Origin of the sequence: Frankia sp. AgB1.9 (genome assembly GCF_016786355.1) — a bacterium.
GTDB lineage: Bacteria > Actinomycetota > Actinomycetes > Frankiales > Frankiaceae > Pseudofrankia.
In genome coordinates, this window is the sequence record NZ_JADWYX010000060.1 from 1 (window position 1) to 17,664 (window position 17,664).

A 17,664-nucleotide genomic window follows, 5' to 3' on the forward strand; every position below is an offset into this window, starting at 1 on the left:
GACGCGGTCTGACTGGCCGGCCCGGCGGAGCGAAGCCCCGTTCGCGGCGGAGGACGCCGCCCGGAGGTCCCAACCGGAGCGAAGCGAGGATTGGGGCCGTAGGGCGGCGCCCGGACGCCGCGAACAAGGAGAAATAGTGAGGACGATCGACGACCTGCAGGTCGCGGGGCACCGGGTGCTGGTCCGCAGCGACCTCAACGTGCCGCTGGACCGGTCCGGGGACAGCCCGCGGATCACCGACGACGGCCGGGTCGTGGCCAGCGCCCCCACGATCAGGGCCCTGGCCGAGCGGGGCGCCAAAGTGGTGGTCTGCTCGCACCTCGGCCGGCCCAAGGGTGAGTACGACGAGAAGTACTCGCTGGCCCCGGTGGCGGCCCGGCTCGCCGAGATCCTCGGCCAGCCGGTCACGTTCACCGGCACCGAGGGCTCCAACGACATCGCCGGTGACGCGGTCGCTTCCGTCGTGGCCGGGCTCGGCGACGGCGAGGTGGCGCTGCTGGACAACCTGCGGTTCCACCCGGGGGAAACCAGCAAGGACGCCGCGGTGCGGGCCGCGTTCGCCGACGACCTCGCGGCCCTCGCGGAGTTCTACGTCGGGGACGCCTTCGGCGCGGTGCACCGGGCGCACGCCAGCGTCGCCGACGTGCCCAAGCGGCTGCCGCACGCGGCCGGCGGGCTGGTGCTCGCCGAGCTGGAGGTGCTGCGCAAACTGGCCGGTGACGCCCGGCGGCCGTATGTGGTGGTGCTCGGCGGCTCGAAGGTCTCCGACAAGCTCGGGGTGATCCGCGCGCTGCTGCCGAAGGTCGACGCGCTGCTGGTCGGCGGCGGCATGTGCTTCACGTTCCTGGCCGCGCAGGGCCACGGCGTCGGGGCCTCGCTGCTGGAGAGCGAGATGATCGACACCTGCAAGGACCTGCTGGCCGAGGGTGGCGACCGGATCGTGCTGCCGACCGACGTGGTGATCGCGGACCGGTTCGCCGCCGACGCCGCCACGGACGTCGTGCCGGCCGCCGGGATCCGGGACGGCTGGCTGGGCCTGGACATCGGCCCCTCGTCGACGGAGCTGTTCGCCGCCAGGCTGGCGGGCGCGGGGACGATCTTCTGGAACGGGCCGATGGGCGTGTTCGAGATGGCGCCGTTCGCGGCCGGCACGAAGGGTGTCGCGGAGGCGGTCGCGGCCCAGACCACCGGCGGCGGGGCCTTCACGGTCGTCGGCGGCGGTGACTCGGCCGCCGCGGTGCGCACCCTGGGCATCGCCGAGTCGTCGTTCAGCCACATCTCGACCGGCGGCGGCGCGAGCCTGGAGTTCCTCGAGGGCAAGTCGCTGCCCGGCATCGCCGCGTTGGAGGTCTGACCGATGACTCCGCTGCGCCCGGCCCCTGGCCAGGGCAAACAGCCCGCCGTCGCCAGGAAGTCCAAGGGAACTGGCCGCCAGACCCTGGTGGCCGGCAACTGGAAGATGAACCTCAACCATCTTGAGGCGATCGCGCTCGTCCAGAAGATCGCCTACGACCTGAAGCCAGCCGAGCTGGAGACCGTCGAGACGGTCATCTTCCCGCCCTTCATCGACCTGCGCAGCGTGCAGACCGCGATCGACGGGGACAAGCTCGCCATCGGCTACGGCGCCCAGGACCTCTCGCCGTTCGACTCCGGCGCGCACACGGGCGACGTGTCCGGGCCGATGCTGGCGAAGCTCGGCTGCGGCTACGTGATCGTCGGCCACTCCGAGCGGCGGACCGACCACCACGAGGACGACGCGCAGGTCGCGGCCAAGGTCGCCGCCGCCTACCGCAGTGGGCTGACGCCGATCGTCTGCGTCGGCGAGCACGAGGACGTCCGAGTCGCAGGCAACCACGTCGAGCACTGCCTCGCCCAGCTTGAGGGCTCGCTGGCCGGGCTGAAGCCGGCGCAGGCGCGGACGGTCGTCATCGCCTACGAGCCGGTCTGGGCGATCGGCACCGGCCGGACCGCGTCGGCGCAGGACGCCCAGGACATGTGCGCCGCGCTCCGGGGGCGGCTGGCCGGTCTGTTCGACGCGGAGCTCGCGGCCGGGATCCGGGTGCTCTACGGCGGCTCGGTCAAGGCGGCGAGCGCGGCCGAGCTGTTCACCATGCCGGACGTCGACGGCGGCCTGGTGGGCGGCGCGAGCCTGGTGGCGGAGGAGTTCACCGCGATCGTGCGCAGCGGCCCGCCGGCCTGAGCGCATCGAGAAATCCCCGAAGGTCCGGGCCGCGTCTGGCGGCCCGGACCTTCGTCGTTCCAGGTACTTTGCCCGCTTTGCGCGGCGTTTCGTCGTTTACCGGCCGGCCGCGTTCCAGGCGGCTGCGTCACGCGGATCGGTTAATACCCTTGAGGTTTGTTGTGTTGCCGTTGATGCGATACGCCGGGTTCCCGCTGGTGGGTCGGGGTCGCTGGAACTGCTGGTCAGAGCCCTCGTCGCCGCCCTTCGGCGGCTCGGCTGGCGTGATACCAGCCTGTCCGATTGTTACGGAAACGGGCTGCTCTGTCGTGCCGGGCGCTCGCGGTCGGCGGCTGCCGTTCTCTCCCAGGTAACCCATTTGTTACATAACGGTCATCGTATGGCAAACGCGCAACGTTTCCTCAGCACTTCATAACATCCGCTATCCAGCTGGCCGCGCGAACGCTACCGTGCCACAGGTTCTTGCTTCAGGCGAAATGCGTATTTTCGCCTGCCCTGGAGGTGGTTCGTGGCGGTCCCGTTGCAGGTGGAGCCCACCGGGCGGGCCTTCGAAACGGCGGACACCAAGCCGGTCGCGGGCCGCTCGCTCTGGCGGATCGCCTGGTCTCGGCTCCGTAAGGACAAGGTCGCGTTGGCCAGCGCCGCCTTCGTCATCCTCGTCGTGCTCGTCGCCATCTTCGCGCCCGTGCTGACCTCGATCGTCGGGACGAATCCGGACGAGCCGAACTACGGGCTGCTCGACCCGAACACGGCCATGCCCGCGGGCTCGTTCGGTGGCGTGACCATCCACCACCCCTTCGGCGTCGAACCGCTCAGCGGGCGCGACGTCTTCGCCCGGGTCGTGTACGGCGCCCGCATCTCGCTGCTGGTCGCCTCGCTGGCGACGCTGCTCTCGGTGGTTCTCGGCACCGTGATGGGGCTGATCTCCGGCTACGTCGGCGGCTGGGTCGGAGGGCTGATCGCCCGACTGATGGACCTGCTGCTCGCCTTCCCGCTGCTGCTGTTCGCGATCGCGATCGTCGCCGTCATCCCGGACAGCGCGTTCGGCCTGAACGGCAACACACTTCGGCTGTTCATCCTCGTGTTCATCATCGGGTTCTTCAGCTGGCCCTACATCGGCCGGATCGTCCGGGGCCAGGTGCTCTCGCTCAAGGAGAAGGACTTCGTCGCGGCCGCCCGGGGGACCGGTGCCGGGTCCGTCCGGATCATGGCGCAGGAGCTGCTGCCGAACCTGGTCGCGCCGATCCTCGTCTACACCACCCTGCTGATCCCCACGAACATTCTCTTCGAGGCCGCGCTGTCCTACCTCGGCGTGGGCGTGAAGCCGCCGACCTCGTCGTGGGGCGACATGCTCTCAACCGCCGCCAGCGGGCTGTTCAGGGTCGACCCGACGTTCATGGTGGTGCCGGGCGTGGCGATCTTCCTGACCGTGCTGGCGTTCAACCTGCTCGGCGATGCCCTGCGGGACGCCTTCGACCCCAGAGGCGGCGGCTGACAGCCGGCACGCCGCGACGGACCTGCGCGTGGCAGGCCCACCCACCTGGCGGGGCGGCGAGATCCGCCGTACCCGCCCTACGGCCGGAACCTCCCGCAACGGCGCGGGCCGGGCTCCGTGCGCACCGACAATCCTCGGCCCATCCCGGGGCAGCTCGCACAATGAAGGGGAACCGGATGAGAAAACACTCGGTCTGGATCAGGACCGGCGTGCTGGTCGCGGCAGGCGGCTTGATCCTCGCCGCCTGTGGCGGCAGCAGCGGCGGCGGCACGGGAGCAACCACCACCAGCTCGACCGCCGCCGGTCTGCCGACGACGACGGACCAGCTGTTCTACCCTTCGGCCAAGAAGGGCGGCACGCTCAACGCGCTGTCGGCCGGTGACTGCGACTCGTGGGACCCGGCGCGGACCTATTACGCGTCCTGCTGGGACCAGCAGCGCTGGATCGCCCGCACGCTGCTGACCTACGAGTCGAAGCCGAACTCGGCCCAGCTCGTGCCGGACCTGGCGACCGAGGTCCCGACGTCCCCCGACGGCGGGAAGACCTGGACCTACAAGCTCAAGAGCGGCGTGAAGTTCGAGGACGGGTCCACGATCACGTCCAAGGACATCAAGTACGGCATTGAGCGTTTCTTCGCCCAGGACGTCATCAACGGCGGCCCGACGTTCGTCATCGACTACCTGCAGACGACCCCCGAGTACAAGGGCCCGTACACGGACACCAGCCCGGGCAAGCTCGGTCTCACCTCTGTCGAGACGCCGGATGACAACACGATCATCTTCCACCTGAACAAGGCGTTCACGGACTGGAACTACATCATGGCCCAGCCGGGGGCCTCACCGGTGCCGCAGGCGAAGGACACGGGTGACAAGTACACGTCACACCCGGTGTCGTCCGGTCCGTACAAGTTCGACAAGTACGTTCCGAACCAGTCGCTGACCCTGGTCCGCAACGACCAGTGGGACCCGTCGACCGACCAGATCAACAAGGCGCTCCCGGACAAGATCGTGATCACGATGGGCCTTGAGTCCGCGGAGATCGACAACCGGCTCATGTCCGGTACCGCCGACGTCTTCCTCGACCAGACCGGCGTGGACACCGCGGCGCGGACCCAGCTGCTGGCCGACCCGACGCTGCGCAAGGCGCGCACCACGGTCGACCTGACCGGCTTCCTGCGCTACCTGAGCATCGCCACCACGGTGAAGCCGTTCGACAACGTCCACTGCCGGCTCGCCGTCGCCTACGCGGTCAACAAGCAGGGCCAGGTGGCCGCGCGCGGCGGCCCGACGGCCGGCCAGCCCGCCACGACGATGCTCCCGCCGACCGTGGCGTACTACGCCCCGTTCAACATTCTCCCGACGCCGAACGACGCGGGTGACATCGCCAAGGCCAAGGACGAGCTGAAGGCCTGCGGCCAGCCGAACGGGTTCTCTACCAAGATCACCGTCCGTAGCAACCGGCCGCTCGAGGTCAACCAGGGGACCGCGCTCCAGGCGGACCTGAAGAAGATCGGGATCAACGCCTCGGTCGAGAAGTTCGACTCGTCGCAGTACTTCTCCGCCGTGATCGGCATCCCGAAGAACGTGCAGGCCAAGGGCTACGGCCTGTCGATCACCGGCTGGGGCCCGGACTGGCCCTCCGCCTACGGCTTCTTCAGCTCGATCGTGGACGGCCGGAAGATCCTCCCGGCTGGTAACAGCAACTACGCCGAGCTCAATGACCCGGTCGTGAACAAGGGCATCGACGACGGTCTCGCGGCCAAGGACAAGGCCACCGCGCAGACCGCGTGGACCACGGTCGACAAGGCCGTCGTGGCCTCCGGGGCCTACGTCCCGCTGATCTACGACAAGTCGATGAACCTGTACAGCAGCCGAATCACGAACGTGTTCTTCTCGCCCGGCTACAACATGGCCAACTTCGCCTCGATGGGCGTGGTGAGGTAGCCAGCAGACCGCGGTCGACGGTCCGAGAGAAGAGAAACACGCCGTAAACCTGGCTGCCGGGTGGGCTCACGTCCACCCGGCAGCCGGGCCGCGCGGCGACGCAAGACCCCCGAGACGCTGACAGAAGCGGAGACCACCAGAAATGGCCGGATTCGTCGTCCGCCGGGTGCTCGGCGGGATCGTGATCCTCTGGCTCATCAGCGTCATCACGTTCCTGCTGTTCTTCCTGGTGCCTCAGGTGCTGGGCTCGAACCCCGCGGTCCTGTTCGCCGGCAGATCCCCCAGCGAGGCGGCCGTCGCCGGCGTGACGAAGAAGCTGGGGCTCGACCAGCCGCTGGTCGTGCAGTACTGGCACTTCCTCGCGGGCATCTTCGTCGGCCGGCACTTCGACTCCGGGCCGGACAAGACCTGGTGCCCGCCGCCCTGCTTCGGGTACTCGTTCAAGAACAGCGAGCCGGTCTGGCAGGAGATCACCAGGGCCCTGCCGGTCACCGTCTCGCTGGCGCTGGGCGCCGCCGTGCTGTTCCTGATCATCGGCGTCGGCATCGGCATCATCTCGGCGCTGCGCCGCGGCTCGGTCCTCGACCGGGTCGCGATGACCGTCGCGCTGGGCGCCGTCTCGCTCCCGGTCTACTTCACCGGCCTCGTCCTGCTGCTTCTGGTCAGCTACAAGTGGCGGCTGATCCAGAGCATCCACTACGTGCCGTTCCTTCACAACCCGCTGCTGTGGGCCTGGAACCTGCTGCCGGCCTGGATCGTGCTCGCCTTTCTCTATTCCGCGATGTACGCCCGGCTGACCCGGGCGAGCATGCTGGACGTGCTCGGCGAGGACTACATCCGCACCGCGCGGGCCAAGGGGCTGCCGGAACGTACGGTCGTCGGCAAACACGCCCTGCGCGCCGCGCTCACCCCCGTGATCACCATCTTCGGCCTCGACCTCGGCTCGCTGCTGGGCGGCGCGGTCCTGACGGAGAGCACGTTCGGCTTCCGAGGGCTGGGAAAGACGTCGATCGAGGCGATCTCGACCGGGGACCTGCCGACCATCCTCGGGGTCACGATCTTCGCGGCCTTCTTCGTCGTGTTCGCGAACATCGTCGTCGACCTCGTCTACGCGCTCGTCGACCCGCGGGTACGGCCGACATGACCCGCTGCGCCCCGCGCGCCGGCATTTCCATCCGTGAGTCAGACAGTCCGTCCGCGAGCCCGACAGGGCCGACAATGAGCCCGACGGGGGGAGCGAGATGAGCACGCAGCCTGAACCGGCGCCGGTGGCGTCGACCGGGGCGGCCGTCGCCACCCCGGAGCGGCCCTACCTCGACGTGCGTGACCTGAAGGTGACCTTCGGGACCGACGACGGCGAGGTCAGAGCCGTCAGCGGTCTGTCGTTCTCGCTGGAACGCGGCCGCACCCTCGGGATCGTCGGCGAGTCCGGCTCAGGGAAGAGCGCGGGCAGCCTGGCGATCATGGGCCTGCAGCGCGGCCGGCGAACCACCGTCTCCGGCGAGATCTGGCTCGCGGGGGAGAACCTCGTCGAGGCGACGCCGGAACGGGTGCGCACGCTGCGCGGCCGGGAGATGGCGATGATCTTCCAGGACCCGCTGTCGGCCATGCACCCCTACTACACGATCGGTCAGCAGATCGTCGAGGCGTACCGGGTGCACAACGACGTCTCCCGCAGGGCGGCGAGGACACGGGCCATCGAGATGCTCGACCGCGTCGGCATCCCGGACCCGGTCCGCCGGCTCGGCAACTACCCGCACGAGTTCTCCGGCGGCATGCGGCAGCGCGCGATGATCGCGATGGCGCTGTCCTGCGACCCGTCGCTGCTGATCGCCGACGAGCCGACCACCGCGCTCGACGTCACCGTCCAGGCCCAGATCCTCGACCTCCTGCGCGACCTGCAGAAGGAGTTCGGCTCGGCGATCGTCATCATCACCCACGACCTCGGGGTGGTCGCCGAGATCAGCGACGAGGTCCTGGTGATGTACGCCGGGAACGCCGTGGAGCACGGCCCGGTGCAGGAGATCTTCAGCGCGCCGCAGCACCCCTACACGTGGGGCCTGCTGTCGTCGATGACCCGGCTCGACCGGGTCAGGTCCGACCGGCTGCGCGCCGTCCAGGGCAACCCGCCCAGCCTGGTCGCGGTACCGCCCGGCTGCCCGTTCCACCCGCGCTGCCAGTACTCCGAGCTGGCCGGCGAGGCGACCCGTACCGTCCGGCCGCTGCTCGAGACCGTCGCTCCCGGCCACCGGGTCGCCTGCCACCTGGCGGCCGAGACCCGCGTCCGGATCTTCCGTGATGAGGTGGCTCCGAACCTGTGAACGGCAACGACATCACCGGTCCCTCGCCCACGGGTTCGCCGGCCGTCGGAGGCACCGCGCCGACCGGGCCCGGCGGCTTCCTGGCGGACGCCCGCGAGGCCGTCCCGGTCTCCACCGAGAAGCCCGTGACGTCGCCCGCGGCGGGCGACGATCTGGTCAGGGTCACCGACCTGCAGGTGCACTTCCCGGTCACCCGGGGCGCGCTGGTCGCCCGGAAGGTCGGCGCGGTGCGCGCGGTCGACGGGCTGAGCTTCGCCATCCGCCGCGGCGAGACGCTTGGCCTGGTGGGGGAGAGCGGCAGCGGCAAGAGCACGACCGGCCGCGCGATCGTGCGGCTGCTGGAGCCCACCGGCGGCACCGTCGAGGTCGACGGCAGGGACATCACCCACCTGTCGGCCCGCGCCATGCGCCCGCTGCGGCGGGACATCCAGATGATCTTCCAGGACCCGTACACCTCGCTGAACCCGCGGCACACCGTCGGTTCCATCGTGTCCGCGCCCCTGAAGATCGCCGGGGAGATGTCGCGCGACGCCGTCCGGGCTCGGGTCCGGGAGCTGATGGAGCTCGTCGGCCTGAGTCCCGAGCACCTCAACCGGTATCCGCACGAGTTCTCCGGCGGCCAGCGCCAGCGGATCGGGATCGCCCGCGCGCTCGCCACCGGGCCCAAGCTGGTGATCGCCGACGAGCCGGTCTCCGCGCTCGACGTCTCGGTGCGTGCCCAGGTCGTCAACCTGCTCAGTGACCTTCAGTCGGAGCTCGGCCTCACGTACCTGTTCATCGCGCACGACCTGTCGGTGGTGCGCCATATCAGCGACCGGGTCGCTGTGATGTACCTTGGCACGATCGTCGAGATGGCCGACCGGACCGGCATGTACGAGCATCCCTTGCACCCGTACACCCACGCCCTCCTGTCTGCCGTCCCGGTGCCTGACCCGGCCAAGCAGCATCGGCGGGAGCGGATCCTCCTGCGGGGCGACCCGCCGACTCCGCTCAACCCGCCCAGCGGCTGCCGGTTTCACCCACGTTGCTGGAAGGCCGAGGAAGTGTGCAAGACCGTGGAGCCCGAGCTGGTCGAGATCCAGCCGGGCCACCTGGCCGCCTGTCACTTCCCGGAGGAGCGGGAGCTGGTCTAGATGGAGATCGCGCTGTCCATCGCGGTCATCATCACGAGCGTGTTGCTCGTGTTGCTGGTGTTGTTGCACCGGGCGAAGGGCGGCGGCCTGTCCACCCTCTTCGGCGGTGGCGTCTCGTCCTCGCTCGGCGGCTCGTCGGTGGTCGAGAAGAACCTCGACCGCCTGACGATCGCCATCGGCGCGGTGTGGATCATCTCGATCATCGGTCTCGGGCTGCTGCTGAAGAGTTGAGCGCTCCTCGTGGAGCCCGTCGGCCCGCGGGCCGACGGGCCCTTCTCCTGACCTCGACCGTGGCGGCCGGACTGGCCGCGCTGCTCGCGCTCGTCGGCTGCGCCGGCTCGGCCGGGCCGGCGGCGACGGCCTCGACCACGCCCGCGGGCGTGGCCACGGTCCTGCCGACCGACAAACCCGGCGGCACCCTGCGGGTCGTCACCGACGCCATGCCCACGGGCGACCCCGGCTGGGCCGTGACCACGGCCGACCGCGCGTTCGCCCGGCTGGTGAGCCGCACGCTCTACAGCTACCCGGCGTCGGCGGACGTGGACAGTGCCGTGGTGGCCCGGCCCGACCTCGCGGTCTCGGCGCCGCAGCGCAGCCCCAACGGCCTGGTCATCACGGTCCGGCTGAGCTCGGCCGCGCGCTGGGACACGCCGACCCCGCGCCGGATCGTGGCGAACGACGTCGCCCGCGGGCTCAAGCGGCTGTGCCTGCCGCCGACCCCGTCACCGCTGCGCGGCTACTTCGCCGCGACGATCGTCGGGTTCAACGCGTACTGCACCGAGCTGTTCACCAAGCCCCTCGACCAGCTCAAGGACTTCATCGAGAACCAGTCGCCGGCCGGCATCCAGGTCGTCAGCAACACCGACATCGCCTTCCACCTGATCAGGCCGTACACCGACTTCGTCGACCTCCTCGCGCTGCCGGAGGCCGCGCCGGTGCCGGTCGAGGCGGACGACTACCAGCCGAACTCGCCCGACTACCTCAACCACCTGATCTCCGACGGCCCGTACCACGTCACCAGCAGCGCCGACGGTGTCTACTCGCTTGGGAAGGACGGGCAGTGGAACCGGGCGATCGACGGGATCCGCCAGGCCCTGCCGGACCACATCACGATCACCAGCGGCGTCACCGCGGCCGACGCGCAGTCCCAGATCGAGGCCGGCAAGGCGGACATCACGCTGGACTCCGCCGTCCCGCTGGACCGCGCGACGGCGCTGTTCAAGGCCGCTGACCCGCGGCTGAGCGTGCCGACGACCGGTTCCGACCTCTTCCTCACGGTCGGCATGCACGGGCCGGCTGGCGCGGCGCTGAGCGACCAGGACGTCCGGGACGCGCTCGCGACCTGCGTCGACCGGATCGCCGTCGTCGAGGCGCTGGGTGACCCGCCGTTCGCGAGCGCCGCGAGCCAGCTGCTGCAGCCGACGATGACCGGCTACTCGCCGCTGGACCCGTTCCCCACCCAGGACGGCGCCGGCGACGCGACGACCTGCGGTGACGGCCTCGCGAAGGCCCCTGACGGGCCGGTCACCGAGCTGACGCTGCTCACCACGGATACGGCGACGGACGCGGCCGTCGCGGGCGCCCTGGTCGAGACCTTCGCCAAGGTCGGCGTGAAGCTCGTCGTCGACGCGAAGGCCCAGTCGGACTTCGACGCGGCGGCCGTCAGCCCGCTGCAGCAGAGCTGGGACCTGGCGCTGACCACCGTCACCCCGCTCTGGTACGGCGACGCCGGCAGAACCGTGTTCCAGCCGCTGTTCGACCCGACCTGGGTCGGCCAGCGCCCGGTCGACGGCGGCTACGACGCAAAGGAAGTCCTCGACACGATGTCGGTCGCGCTGCAGGCGCCCACCCCGGCCTCGCGCGCCGCCGCCTGGGGGGTGCTGGAGAGCACCGTGCTGCGTGACGTCGCGGTCATCCCGCTCGCCGTCCTCTACGAGCCCAGGTTCCGCAGCTCGTCGGTGCTGTCGTTCAACCAGGTCCCGTCCGTCGGCACCGTCGACCTGACCGACCTGGCGCTCGGCCCGGCCTGACGCGGCGCGCCGGACCGTCTGTCGGAGGGCCGGGACCGGCCGGTTCGCGCGCTGCTGGAAAGGGCCGCTTTCAGGGCCTGACGGGGCCAGTTGGTGGCCGGCGGGGATATGTCCCCCAGGGGGCGACCACTCCGGCCCGCCCCGGTGCGTCACGTGGTGGGCCCGGCGTCCTACACTCGCCCCAGAGCGAACCGGGTTATACCTGGTCCGAGGTCTGACCTGGCTGGCACTGGCTAGCTTGACCAGCACTGAGTCGAAGGAGTACGCGGACCGTGGCAGGTGGCAACGCCATCCGGGGGAGCCGGGTCGGGGCAGGACCCATGGGGGAAGCCGAGCGGGGGGAGACTGCTGCCCGGCAGCGGATCTCCTTCTGGTGCGCGAACCAGCACGAGACGCGTCCGTCGTTCGCCGCGGACGCCGCTATCCCTGACACGTGGGACTGCCCGAGCTGCGGCTACCCGGCCGGGCGCGACCGGGAGAACACACCGGCCCCGCCGAAGATCGAGCCCTACAAGACCCACCTCGCCTACGTCCGGGAGCGGCGCAACGAGAAGGACGGCGAGGCCATTCTCGCCGAGGCTCTCGCCAAGCTCCGCTCCGCCGGCAGCTGACCTACCGCCAGGGCGCCCGGCCTCGTCTCGACTCGGCCGCGCGCCCTCGGCGGCGTGTTACGGCTTTGGGCTGCTTTTCCGTGACTCCCCGTCGGGGCGTCGCCAGCGGTACTACCCTTCTCCCGGTGCCGGGCGCTGCCCGGTCCCGGGGGCTCCCTGCTGCCCTCTGACGAGGGCTCTGGCCCGTGCGTTGCGTGCGAGCGGATCGGCGGACGGGCAGAGATGGGGAGCGAGCGCACGGACGACACCGGCGAGCTGGCTAAGCCGCCGGTGCCGGAGTCGGTGCCGGAGCCGCCTGGTGTGGCGGCCCCGTTCGGCCGGCTGATCGCCGGGCGGTACCGGCTCGCCGACCTGATCGGCGTGGGCGCGATGGGCGCCGTCTGGCTCGCCCGCGACGAGGTGCTCGACGTGGACGTCGCGGTCAAGGAGATCCGTCCCCCGTTCGCGTTCATCCGGCCCGGCGCCGGTCCCGGATCGGACGAGGACAGCTGGGCCGACTCCACCGGAGCCTGGGTGTCCAGGGCGCTGCGCGAGGCCCGTAACGCCGCCCGGCTGCGGGCCAACCCACACGTCGTGACCGTCCACGACGCCGTCGTCGACGACGGCGCCCCCTGGATCGTCATGGAGGCCGTCGCGGCCCGCTCCCTGCAGGAGGCGGTCGACGACGACGGGCCGCTTCCACTGGCCGACGTCGCCCGGATCGGGCTGGCGGTGCTCGACGCGCTCGTCGCCGGGCAGGCGCTCGGCGTCGTCCACCGCGACGTGAAGCCGTCCAACATCCTGCTGGCCCACGACGGCCGGGTGCTGCTCACCGACTTCGGGATCGCCGCCGCCGACACCGACCCGACGCTCACCCAGCCACCCGACGGCGGCCTGCCGAGCGGCACTCCCGCGTACATGGCGCCGGAGCGGTTGCGCGGCGGCCCGACCACGCTGACCGCGGACCTGTTCGCCCTCGGCGCGACGCTGTTGTTCGCCGCCGACGGGGTCGCGCCGTTCCAGCGCGACGACGTGGTCGCCTCGCTGCAGGCCGTCCTGTTCGCGGAGCCGGAGCCGTCCCGTGACCTGGGCCCGCTCGCGCCGGTGATCGCCGGGCTGCTCATCAAGGAACCGGCCGCCCGGCTGCGTGCCGACGGTGTCGCGGCGCTCCTCACCCGCGCCCAGCGTGCGCTGGGCGCTGGCATCGCGGCCCTGCCACCCGCCGACGCCGACGCCCGGCGAACGTCACGCGGTCCCGCGGGGCGTCCGCTCGCTCTCGGGTCCGCCGGCGTCGAGGCGGTGGGGACCGAGCCGGCCCAGGGCGCGCGCCGGGCCCGGCTCGGCGACGCAGCGGAGACCGGGCCCGCCCCGCCCGCCCCGCCGGTTTCGGACGCCGCCCCGGTTCACCTGGGGCAGCTGGATCTGGACACGCTGGCCTCGCCGGGTCGCCTCGACGTCCCGGGTCGACGCCGCCGGGCGTTTCCGCTGTCGGTGTCGCTGTTGCTGCCGGCGCCGCTCGCCGCGCTCGCCGTCGTCGCGGTGCTCGCGCTGGTCGGGCTCGCCGCGTGGGGCGCGGTCGCCGCCGGGGCCGACCTCGACGGCTCGTCGAGTTCGACGCCGTCCGCGCACGCCGCCACAGGTGCCGCGACGTCCACCGCTCCCGGCCGGCGTGGACCGCTGGGCGTTCGGGCCGGCGCGGTGCCGGGCGAGATGGTCGGCAACTGGTTTGGCACCGTGACCCAGAATCCCGTCACCTTCGACGTCACGATGCAGATCACGGGCGGCGAGGTCGGCGAGACCATCGGGAGGTCCGTGTCGTCCGAGGGCTGCGGCTCCGACCTGGTGCTGCGTGAGGCCGGAGTCTCCACGATCACGGTCCAGGAGGTCATCACCCAGGCCAACCAGCGGTGCACCGGTGCGTTCCGGCTCCTGCTGACCCTCAACTCCAACGGCACCCTGGGCTACTACTACGACGCCACGGTGATCACCAGTTTTGGCGTGGCCACCCTGAACAGGACCGCTCAGCCGCCTGCAGGAGGCTGAGCGGCGAGCGTCAGGAGCTGACCCGGGAGGCCGCGGCGCGGTCGATCAGCCAGAGGGTCCGGTCCTGGCCGGTCGCGGCGGCGGCCGGGAGATCGAGGGGCCCGGCACCGGCGGCGGCCGCGGCGACCGCGTCGGCCTTCTCCTCACCCGCCGCGATCACCCAGACCTGGCGAGCGGCCTGGATCGTCGGGTACGTCAGGGAGACGCGGTTCGGCGGCGGCTTCGGGGACTCGCGGACGGCGACCACCGGCTCCGTGGCCCGCGCGGCCGACGAGTGCGGGAAGATCGACGCCACGTGCCCCTCCGGGCCGATGCCGAGCAGCAGCACGTCGAACGCGGGCACCACGGCACCGTCGGGCGCGTGCGCCGCGAGCTGCGCGGCGTAGTCGGCGGCCGCCTGCTCGGGCTCGGTGTAACCGTCGGCACGACCCTCCGACGCCAGCGCACCGATCTCGAACACCCGCTTCTCGTCCACCGGCAGATGCGAGAGCAACGCCTCCCGGGCCTGCAGCGCGTTGCGGTCGGGGGAGTCGGCGGGTACGAACCGCTCGTCACCCCACCAGATGTCCACCTTCGACCAGTTGACGGCCTCCAGCGCGGGACTGGCGAGCACAGCGCGCAGCAGCGCGATGCCGATCCCGCCCCCGGTCAGCACCAGCGACGCCTCGCCGCGCCGCGCCTGCGCGTCGAGGAGCGTCGTGATCAACCGGGCGCTCGCCGCTTTCGCGAGCAGGCCCGCGTCCGGGTGGACGATCAGTTCCATCGGTAACCGCCTCCGTCCGGCCTCGCCGCCGGCTGCGTCGGGGTGCGCGGGGGTGGGCCCGCGCTGGTTGGGGTGTGTCTGCTGGGCGGTGGCTCCACTGCGAGATCAGCTTCGCTGGGCTCTGCCTCGACATCGGCTTCGCTGGGATCCGCCTCGACATCAGCTTCGCTGGGATCCGCCGCGAGATCAACTTCCGCTGGGAGCCGGCGTCGCGGGCGGGGCCGGCGTCGGTGTCGCCTCCATCATCGGGTCGCGCCAGACGTGCTCGCGGTGGCGGGACCGGCTGGACAGGTCGGGGATGCCGCTCCAGCTGGCGAGCGCTTCGGCGTAGACGCTGTCGTCGTCGATCCGGCGCAGCTCCTCGGCGAGCAGGTCGCCGAGGCCGAGCTGCGCCAGCGGCAGCCGGCGCTCCGGGACCCCCGGCCGGGTGATGGTCCCTGAACGGGTGTCGACGCGGGTGACAGCGATCTCGCCATCGTCGACGGTCACGTGGACGGCGTGCAGGCCGTGGACACCACGGTGGGAGCCGCTCGCGGCCACCTCGACGGGGACGCCGAGCCGGGCCCGCAGCCAGCCGGCGAACAGCTGGGCGCTCGGGTCGGCCGGGTCGGCCTCGATGCTCGCCGCGGTGGGCCGGTCGTGACGCCCGTCGAACGCGGCGGCCAGCAGCGTGCGCCAGCCGGAGATCCGGGTCCAGGCCAGATCGGTGTCACCGGGCGCGAAGTCGGCCGCCCGAAGCCGCAGCGCGGCCACCGGGTCGGGCGCCGCCGCGACGTCGGTGACTCGGCGGTCCGCGAACACCCCGAGCGGGTCGAACGCGATCCGGGTCGGCGGCTCGTCGTACCACCACGTGACCACCGGAGCGTCCGAGGCGAGCAGCGGCAGCACGACCGACTCGGCGTGCAGCGCCAGCCGGCCGTACATCCGCATGACGATCGCCTCTCCGGGGCCGAGCCGCCCGCCGATCGAGACCTCGGCGTCCAGCCGCGGGTGCGGCGCGTCGATCTGGCGGCGCACCACGATCAGCAGCCGGCACGGATGGGCCGCCGCGGCGGCCGTGGCGGCGCTCTCCGCGGCGGCGACGTTCTTCTCGTCGACGACCACGACAAGCGTCAGCGCCAGCCCGAACGCGAGCGCGCCGGCAGCCCGACGCTCCGCGCCCAGCGCCTTGACAACCGCAGACCCAGTGGTGTCCCAAAGCGTCGTCACAGCGAGCTCCTAGTAAAGAGAGTCACGACAGGCTCCCAGTAATCTCCCGACCGCCAAGCGCGGAGGCGCGCCTGCGCGGAGGCCCGCCCACGAGCGCAGCGAAGTGGCCGGGCCGCAGCGCAGGTCGCCGGAGCGCCCGTGAGCGGAGGAGGACGCGGCGCGGAGTGGTCGTCCGAGCCGCCAGGCGAGGACGGCCGCGGAGCGCCGCGCCCGGACGGAGCGAACCAGAAACACAGCTCATGGCCGGCGCCACCGCCGCCCGTCGCGGGCGAGCATCTCGTCCGAGGCCGCCGGCCCCCAGCTGCCCGAGCGGTAGGTGAAGGGCTTCGTCGTGGCCCAGAACTCCTCCAGCGGGTCGATGATCCGCCAGGACTCCTCGACCTCCGCGTTGTCCGGGAAGAGCATGGCGTCGCCGAGCAGCGCGTCCAGGATCAGCCGTTCGTAGGCCTCCGGCAGCGACTCGGTGAACGCCTCGCCGAACAGGAACTCCATCGCGACGTCGCGGACCTCCATCGCGGTCCCCGGCACCTTGGAGCCGAACTTCAGCGTCACGCCCTCGTCGGGCTGGACCCGCACGACCAGCTGGTTGTGGCCCAGCTCGGTGGTGTCGGTCGCGTCGAACGGCAGGTGCGGCGCCTGCTTGAAGCCGATCGCGATCTCCGTCACCCGTCGGGGCAGCCGCTTGCCGGTCCGCAGGTAGAACGGGACGCCAGCCCACCGCCGGGTCTCGATGCCCAGCCGCACGGCCGCGTAGGTCTCGGTCGTCGACGTGGCCGGGATGTTCTCCTCGTCGAGGTAGCCCTTGACCCGCTCGCCGGCCAGCCAGCCCTGCTCGTACTGGCCCCGGATCGCGTAGCTGGCCAGGTCGGTCGGCAGCGACACCGCGCGCAGGGTCTTGATCTTCTCAGCCCGGATGGTGTCGGCGCCGAAGCTGACCGGCTCCTCCATCGCGGTCAGCGCCAGCAGCTGCAACAGGTGGTTCTGCAGCACGTCGCGGGCGGCTCCGGTCTCGTCGTAGAAGCCGGCGCGGGTGCCGATGCCGACGTCCTCGGCCATCGTGATCTGCACGGAGTCGACGAACTGGGAGTTCCAGATCGGCTCGAACAGGGTGTTCGCGAACCGCAGGGCGAACAGGTTCTGGACGGTCTCCTTGCCCAGGTAGTGGTCGATCCGGAACACGTCCTGCGGACCGAACACGTCGTCTACCAGCGAGTTCAGCTCACCGGCCGACTTCCTGTCGTGGCCGAACGGCTTCTCCACGACGACCCGGCGCCAGCCACCCGCCGCCTTCTCGTCGGCCAGGCCGGTGCGCTCCATCTGCTTGAGGACCACCGGGAAGGCCGACGGCGGGATCGACAGGTAGAAGGCTGCGTTGCCACGGATGCCGTGGCTCGCCTCCAGGCTGTCGAGTTCCGCGGCGAGCCGGTCGAACCCGGCGTCGTCGTCGAAGGAGCCCTTCACGAACCTGATCGACGACGCGAGCCGGTCCCAGGTCTCCTCCCGGAACGGCGTGCGCGCGCCCTTCTCGGCGCACTCCCTGGCGAACTGGATGAAGGGCTCATGACCCTCCCAGTCGCGCCGGGCGAACCCGAGCAGCACGAACCCCGGCGGCAGCAGCCCGCGGTTGGCCAGGTCGTACACGGCCGGGATCAGCTTCTTGCGCGAGAGGTCTCCGGTGACGCCGAACACCACCAGGGCGCTGGCGTCGGGAAGCCGGGGGAGCCGGCGGTCTCGCGGATCGCGCAGCGGGTTGCCACCTACCGTGGGCGCCACCTGCGGTTCTCCCTGTCTGTGCTCGTCGGTCGTCGGGTGCTGGTCGGTCGTGCCGTGGTCCCGTTCCCGGGGAATCCTCGCGCCTGCGCCCGGGCCGGCCCCGCCGCCGGCCGGGGGGCCCGCCGGCAGGGGTGGGCCCGGAGCCCCCGGGCCCCGGCCCGCCG

At 71.4% G+C, this 17,664-nt stretch carries 14 protein-coding genes; 11 read left to right on the forward strand and 3 right to left on the reverse strand.

Annotation, left to right across the window (positions count from 1 at the left end):
• Nucleotides 1-136: 136 nt before the first annotated feature.
• The 11 genes from pgk (at nt 137) to I6A60_RS23240 (ending at nt 13,755) form a co-directional block, all read left to right on the forward strand.
• Nucleotides 137-1,354 carry a phosphoglycerate kinase gene (pgk, locus tag I6A60_RS23190; protein ID WP_203017317.1) on the forward strand — a complete coding sequence of 406 codons (1,218 nt, stop codon included), beginning with the start codon at nt 137-139 and terminating at the stop codon, nt 1,352-1,354.
• Nucleotides 1,355-1,357: 3 nt separating this feature from the next.
• Nucleotides 1,358-2,200: a triose-phosphate isomerase gene (gene tpiA, locus I6A60_RS23195; RefSeq protein ID WP_203017315.1), complete on the forward strand. Its 843-nt coding sequence runs from the start codon at nt 1,358-1,360 to the stop codon at nt 2,198-2,200.
• Nucleotides 2,201-2,708: 508 nt separating this feature from the next.
• A complete protein-coding gene (locus I6A60_RS23200) occupies nt 2,709-3,695 on the forward strand; it encodes an ABC transporter permease (protein ID WP_203011664.1) in 987 nt (328 codons plus the stop codon).
• Nucleotides 3,696-3,871: 176 nt separating this feature from the next.
• Nucleotides 3,872-5,638, forward strand: coding sequence for an ABC transporter substrate-binding protein (locus I6A60_RS23205; protein WP_203011665.1), 1,767 nt, complete (start codon nt 3,872-3,874; stop codon nt 5,636-5,638).
• Between the two features lie 142 nt (nt 5,639-5,780).
• Nucleotides 5,781-6,782: an ABC transporter permease gene (locus I6A60_RS23210; RefSeq protein ID WP_203011666.1), complete on the forward strand. Its 1,002-nt coding sequence runs from the start codon at nt 5,781-5,783 to the stop codon at nt 6,780-6,782.
• A 97-nt stretch (nt 6,783-6,879) separates the two neighbouring features.
• Nucleotides 6,880-7,959: an ABC transporter ATP-binding protein gene (locus tag I6A60_RS23215; RefSeq protein ID WP_203011667.1), complete on the forward strand. Its 1,080-nt coding sequence runs from the start codon at nt 6,880-6,882 to the stop codon at nt 7,957-7,959.
• Nucleotides 7,956-9,092 carry a dipeptide ABC transporter ATP-binding protein gene (locus I6A60_RS23220; protein WP_307873822.1) on the forward strand — a complete coding sequence of 379 codons (1,137 nt, stop codon included), beginning with the start codon at nt 7,956-7,958 and terminating at the stop codon, nt 9,090-9,092. Before I6A60_RS23215 ends, I6A60_RS23220 begins: the two co-directional genes overlap by 4 nt.
• The gene (gene secG / locus I6A60_RS23225) at nt 9,093-9,323 is read left to right on the forward strand and encodes a preprotein translocase subunit SecG (RefSeq protein ID WP_013425979.1); all 231 of its coding nucleotides are present in this window, start codon (nt 9,093-9,095) and stop codon (nt 9,321-9,323) included.
• Nucleotides 9,324-9,382: 59 nt separating this feature from the next.
• Nucleotides 9,383-11,122, forward strand: coding sequence for an ABC transporter substrate-binding protein (locus I6A60_RS23230; RefSeq protein WP_203023881.1), 1,740 nt, complete (start codon nt 9,383-9,385; stop codon nt 11,120-11,122).
• A 272-nt stretch (nt 11,123-11,394) separates the two neighbouring features.
• Nucleotides 11,395-11,733, forward strand: coding sequence for an RNA polymerase-binding protein RbpA (locus tag I6A60_RS23235; RefSeq protein WP_013425977.1), 339 nt, complete (start codon nt 11,395-11,397; stop codon nt 11,731-11,733).
• Nucleotides 11,734-11,955: 222 nt separating this feature from the next.
• Nucleotides 11,956-13,755, forward strand: coding sequence for a serine/threonine-protein kinase (locus I6A60_RS23240; RefSeq protein ID WP_203042531.1), 1,800 nt, complete (start codon nt 11,956-11,958; stop codon nt 13,753-13,755).
• A 10-nt stretch (nt 13,756-13,765) separates the two neighbouring features.
• On the opposite strand, the gene pgl is transcribed toward I6A60_RS23240, so the two are convergent.
• The 3 genes from pgl to zwf all read right to left on the reverse strand — a co-directional run bounded on the left by pgl (nt 13,766) and on the right by zwf (nt 17,500).
• Nucleotides 13,766-14,518, reverse strand: a complete 753-nt coding sequence (gene pgl / locus I6A60_RS23245) for a 6-phosphogluconolactonase (RefSeq protein WP_203017180.1) — start codon at nt 14,516-14,518, stop codon at nt 13,766-13,768.
• A gap of 186 nt (nt 14,519-14,704) precedes the next feature.
• Entirely contained in the window at nt 14,705-15,727 is a 1,023-nt protein-coding gene (locus I6A60_RS23250; RefSeq protein ID WP_203017182.1) for a glucose-6-phosphate dehydrogenase assembly protein OpcA, read from the reverse strand.
• A gap of 237 nt (nt 15,728-15,964) precedes the next feature.
• Nucleotides 15,965-17,500: a glucose-6-phosphate dehydrogenase gene (gene zwf, locus I6A60_RS23255; RefSeq protein ID WP_203022212.1), complete on the reverse strand. Its 1,536-nt coding sequence runs from the start codon at nt 17,498-17,500 to the stop codon at nt 15,965-15,967.
• Nucleotides 17,501-17,664: the final 164 nt, after the last annotated feature.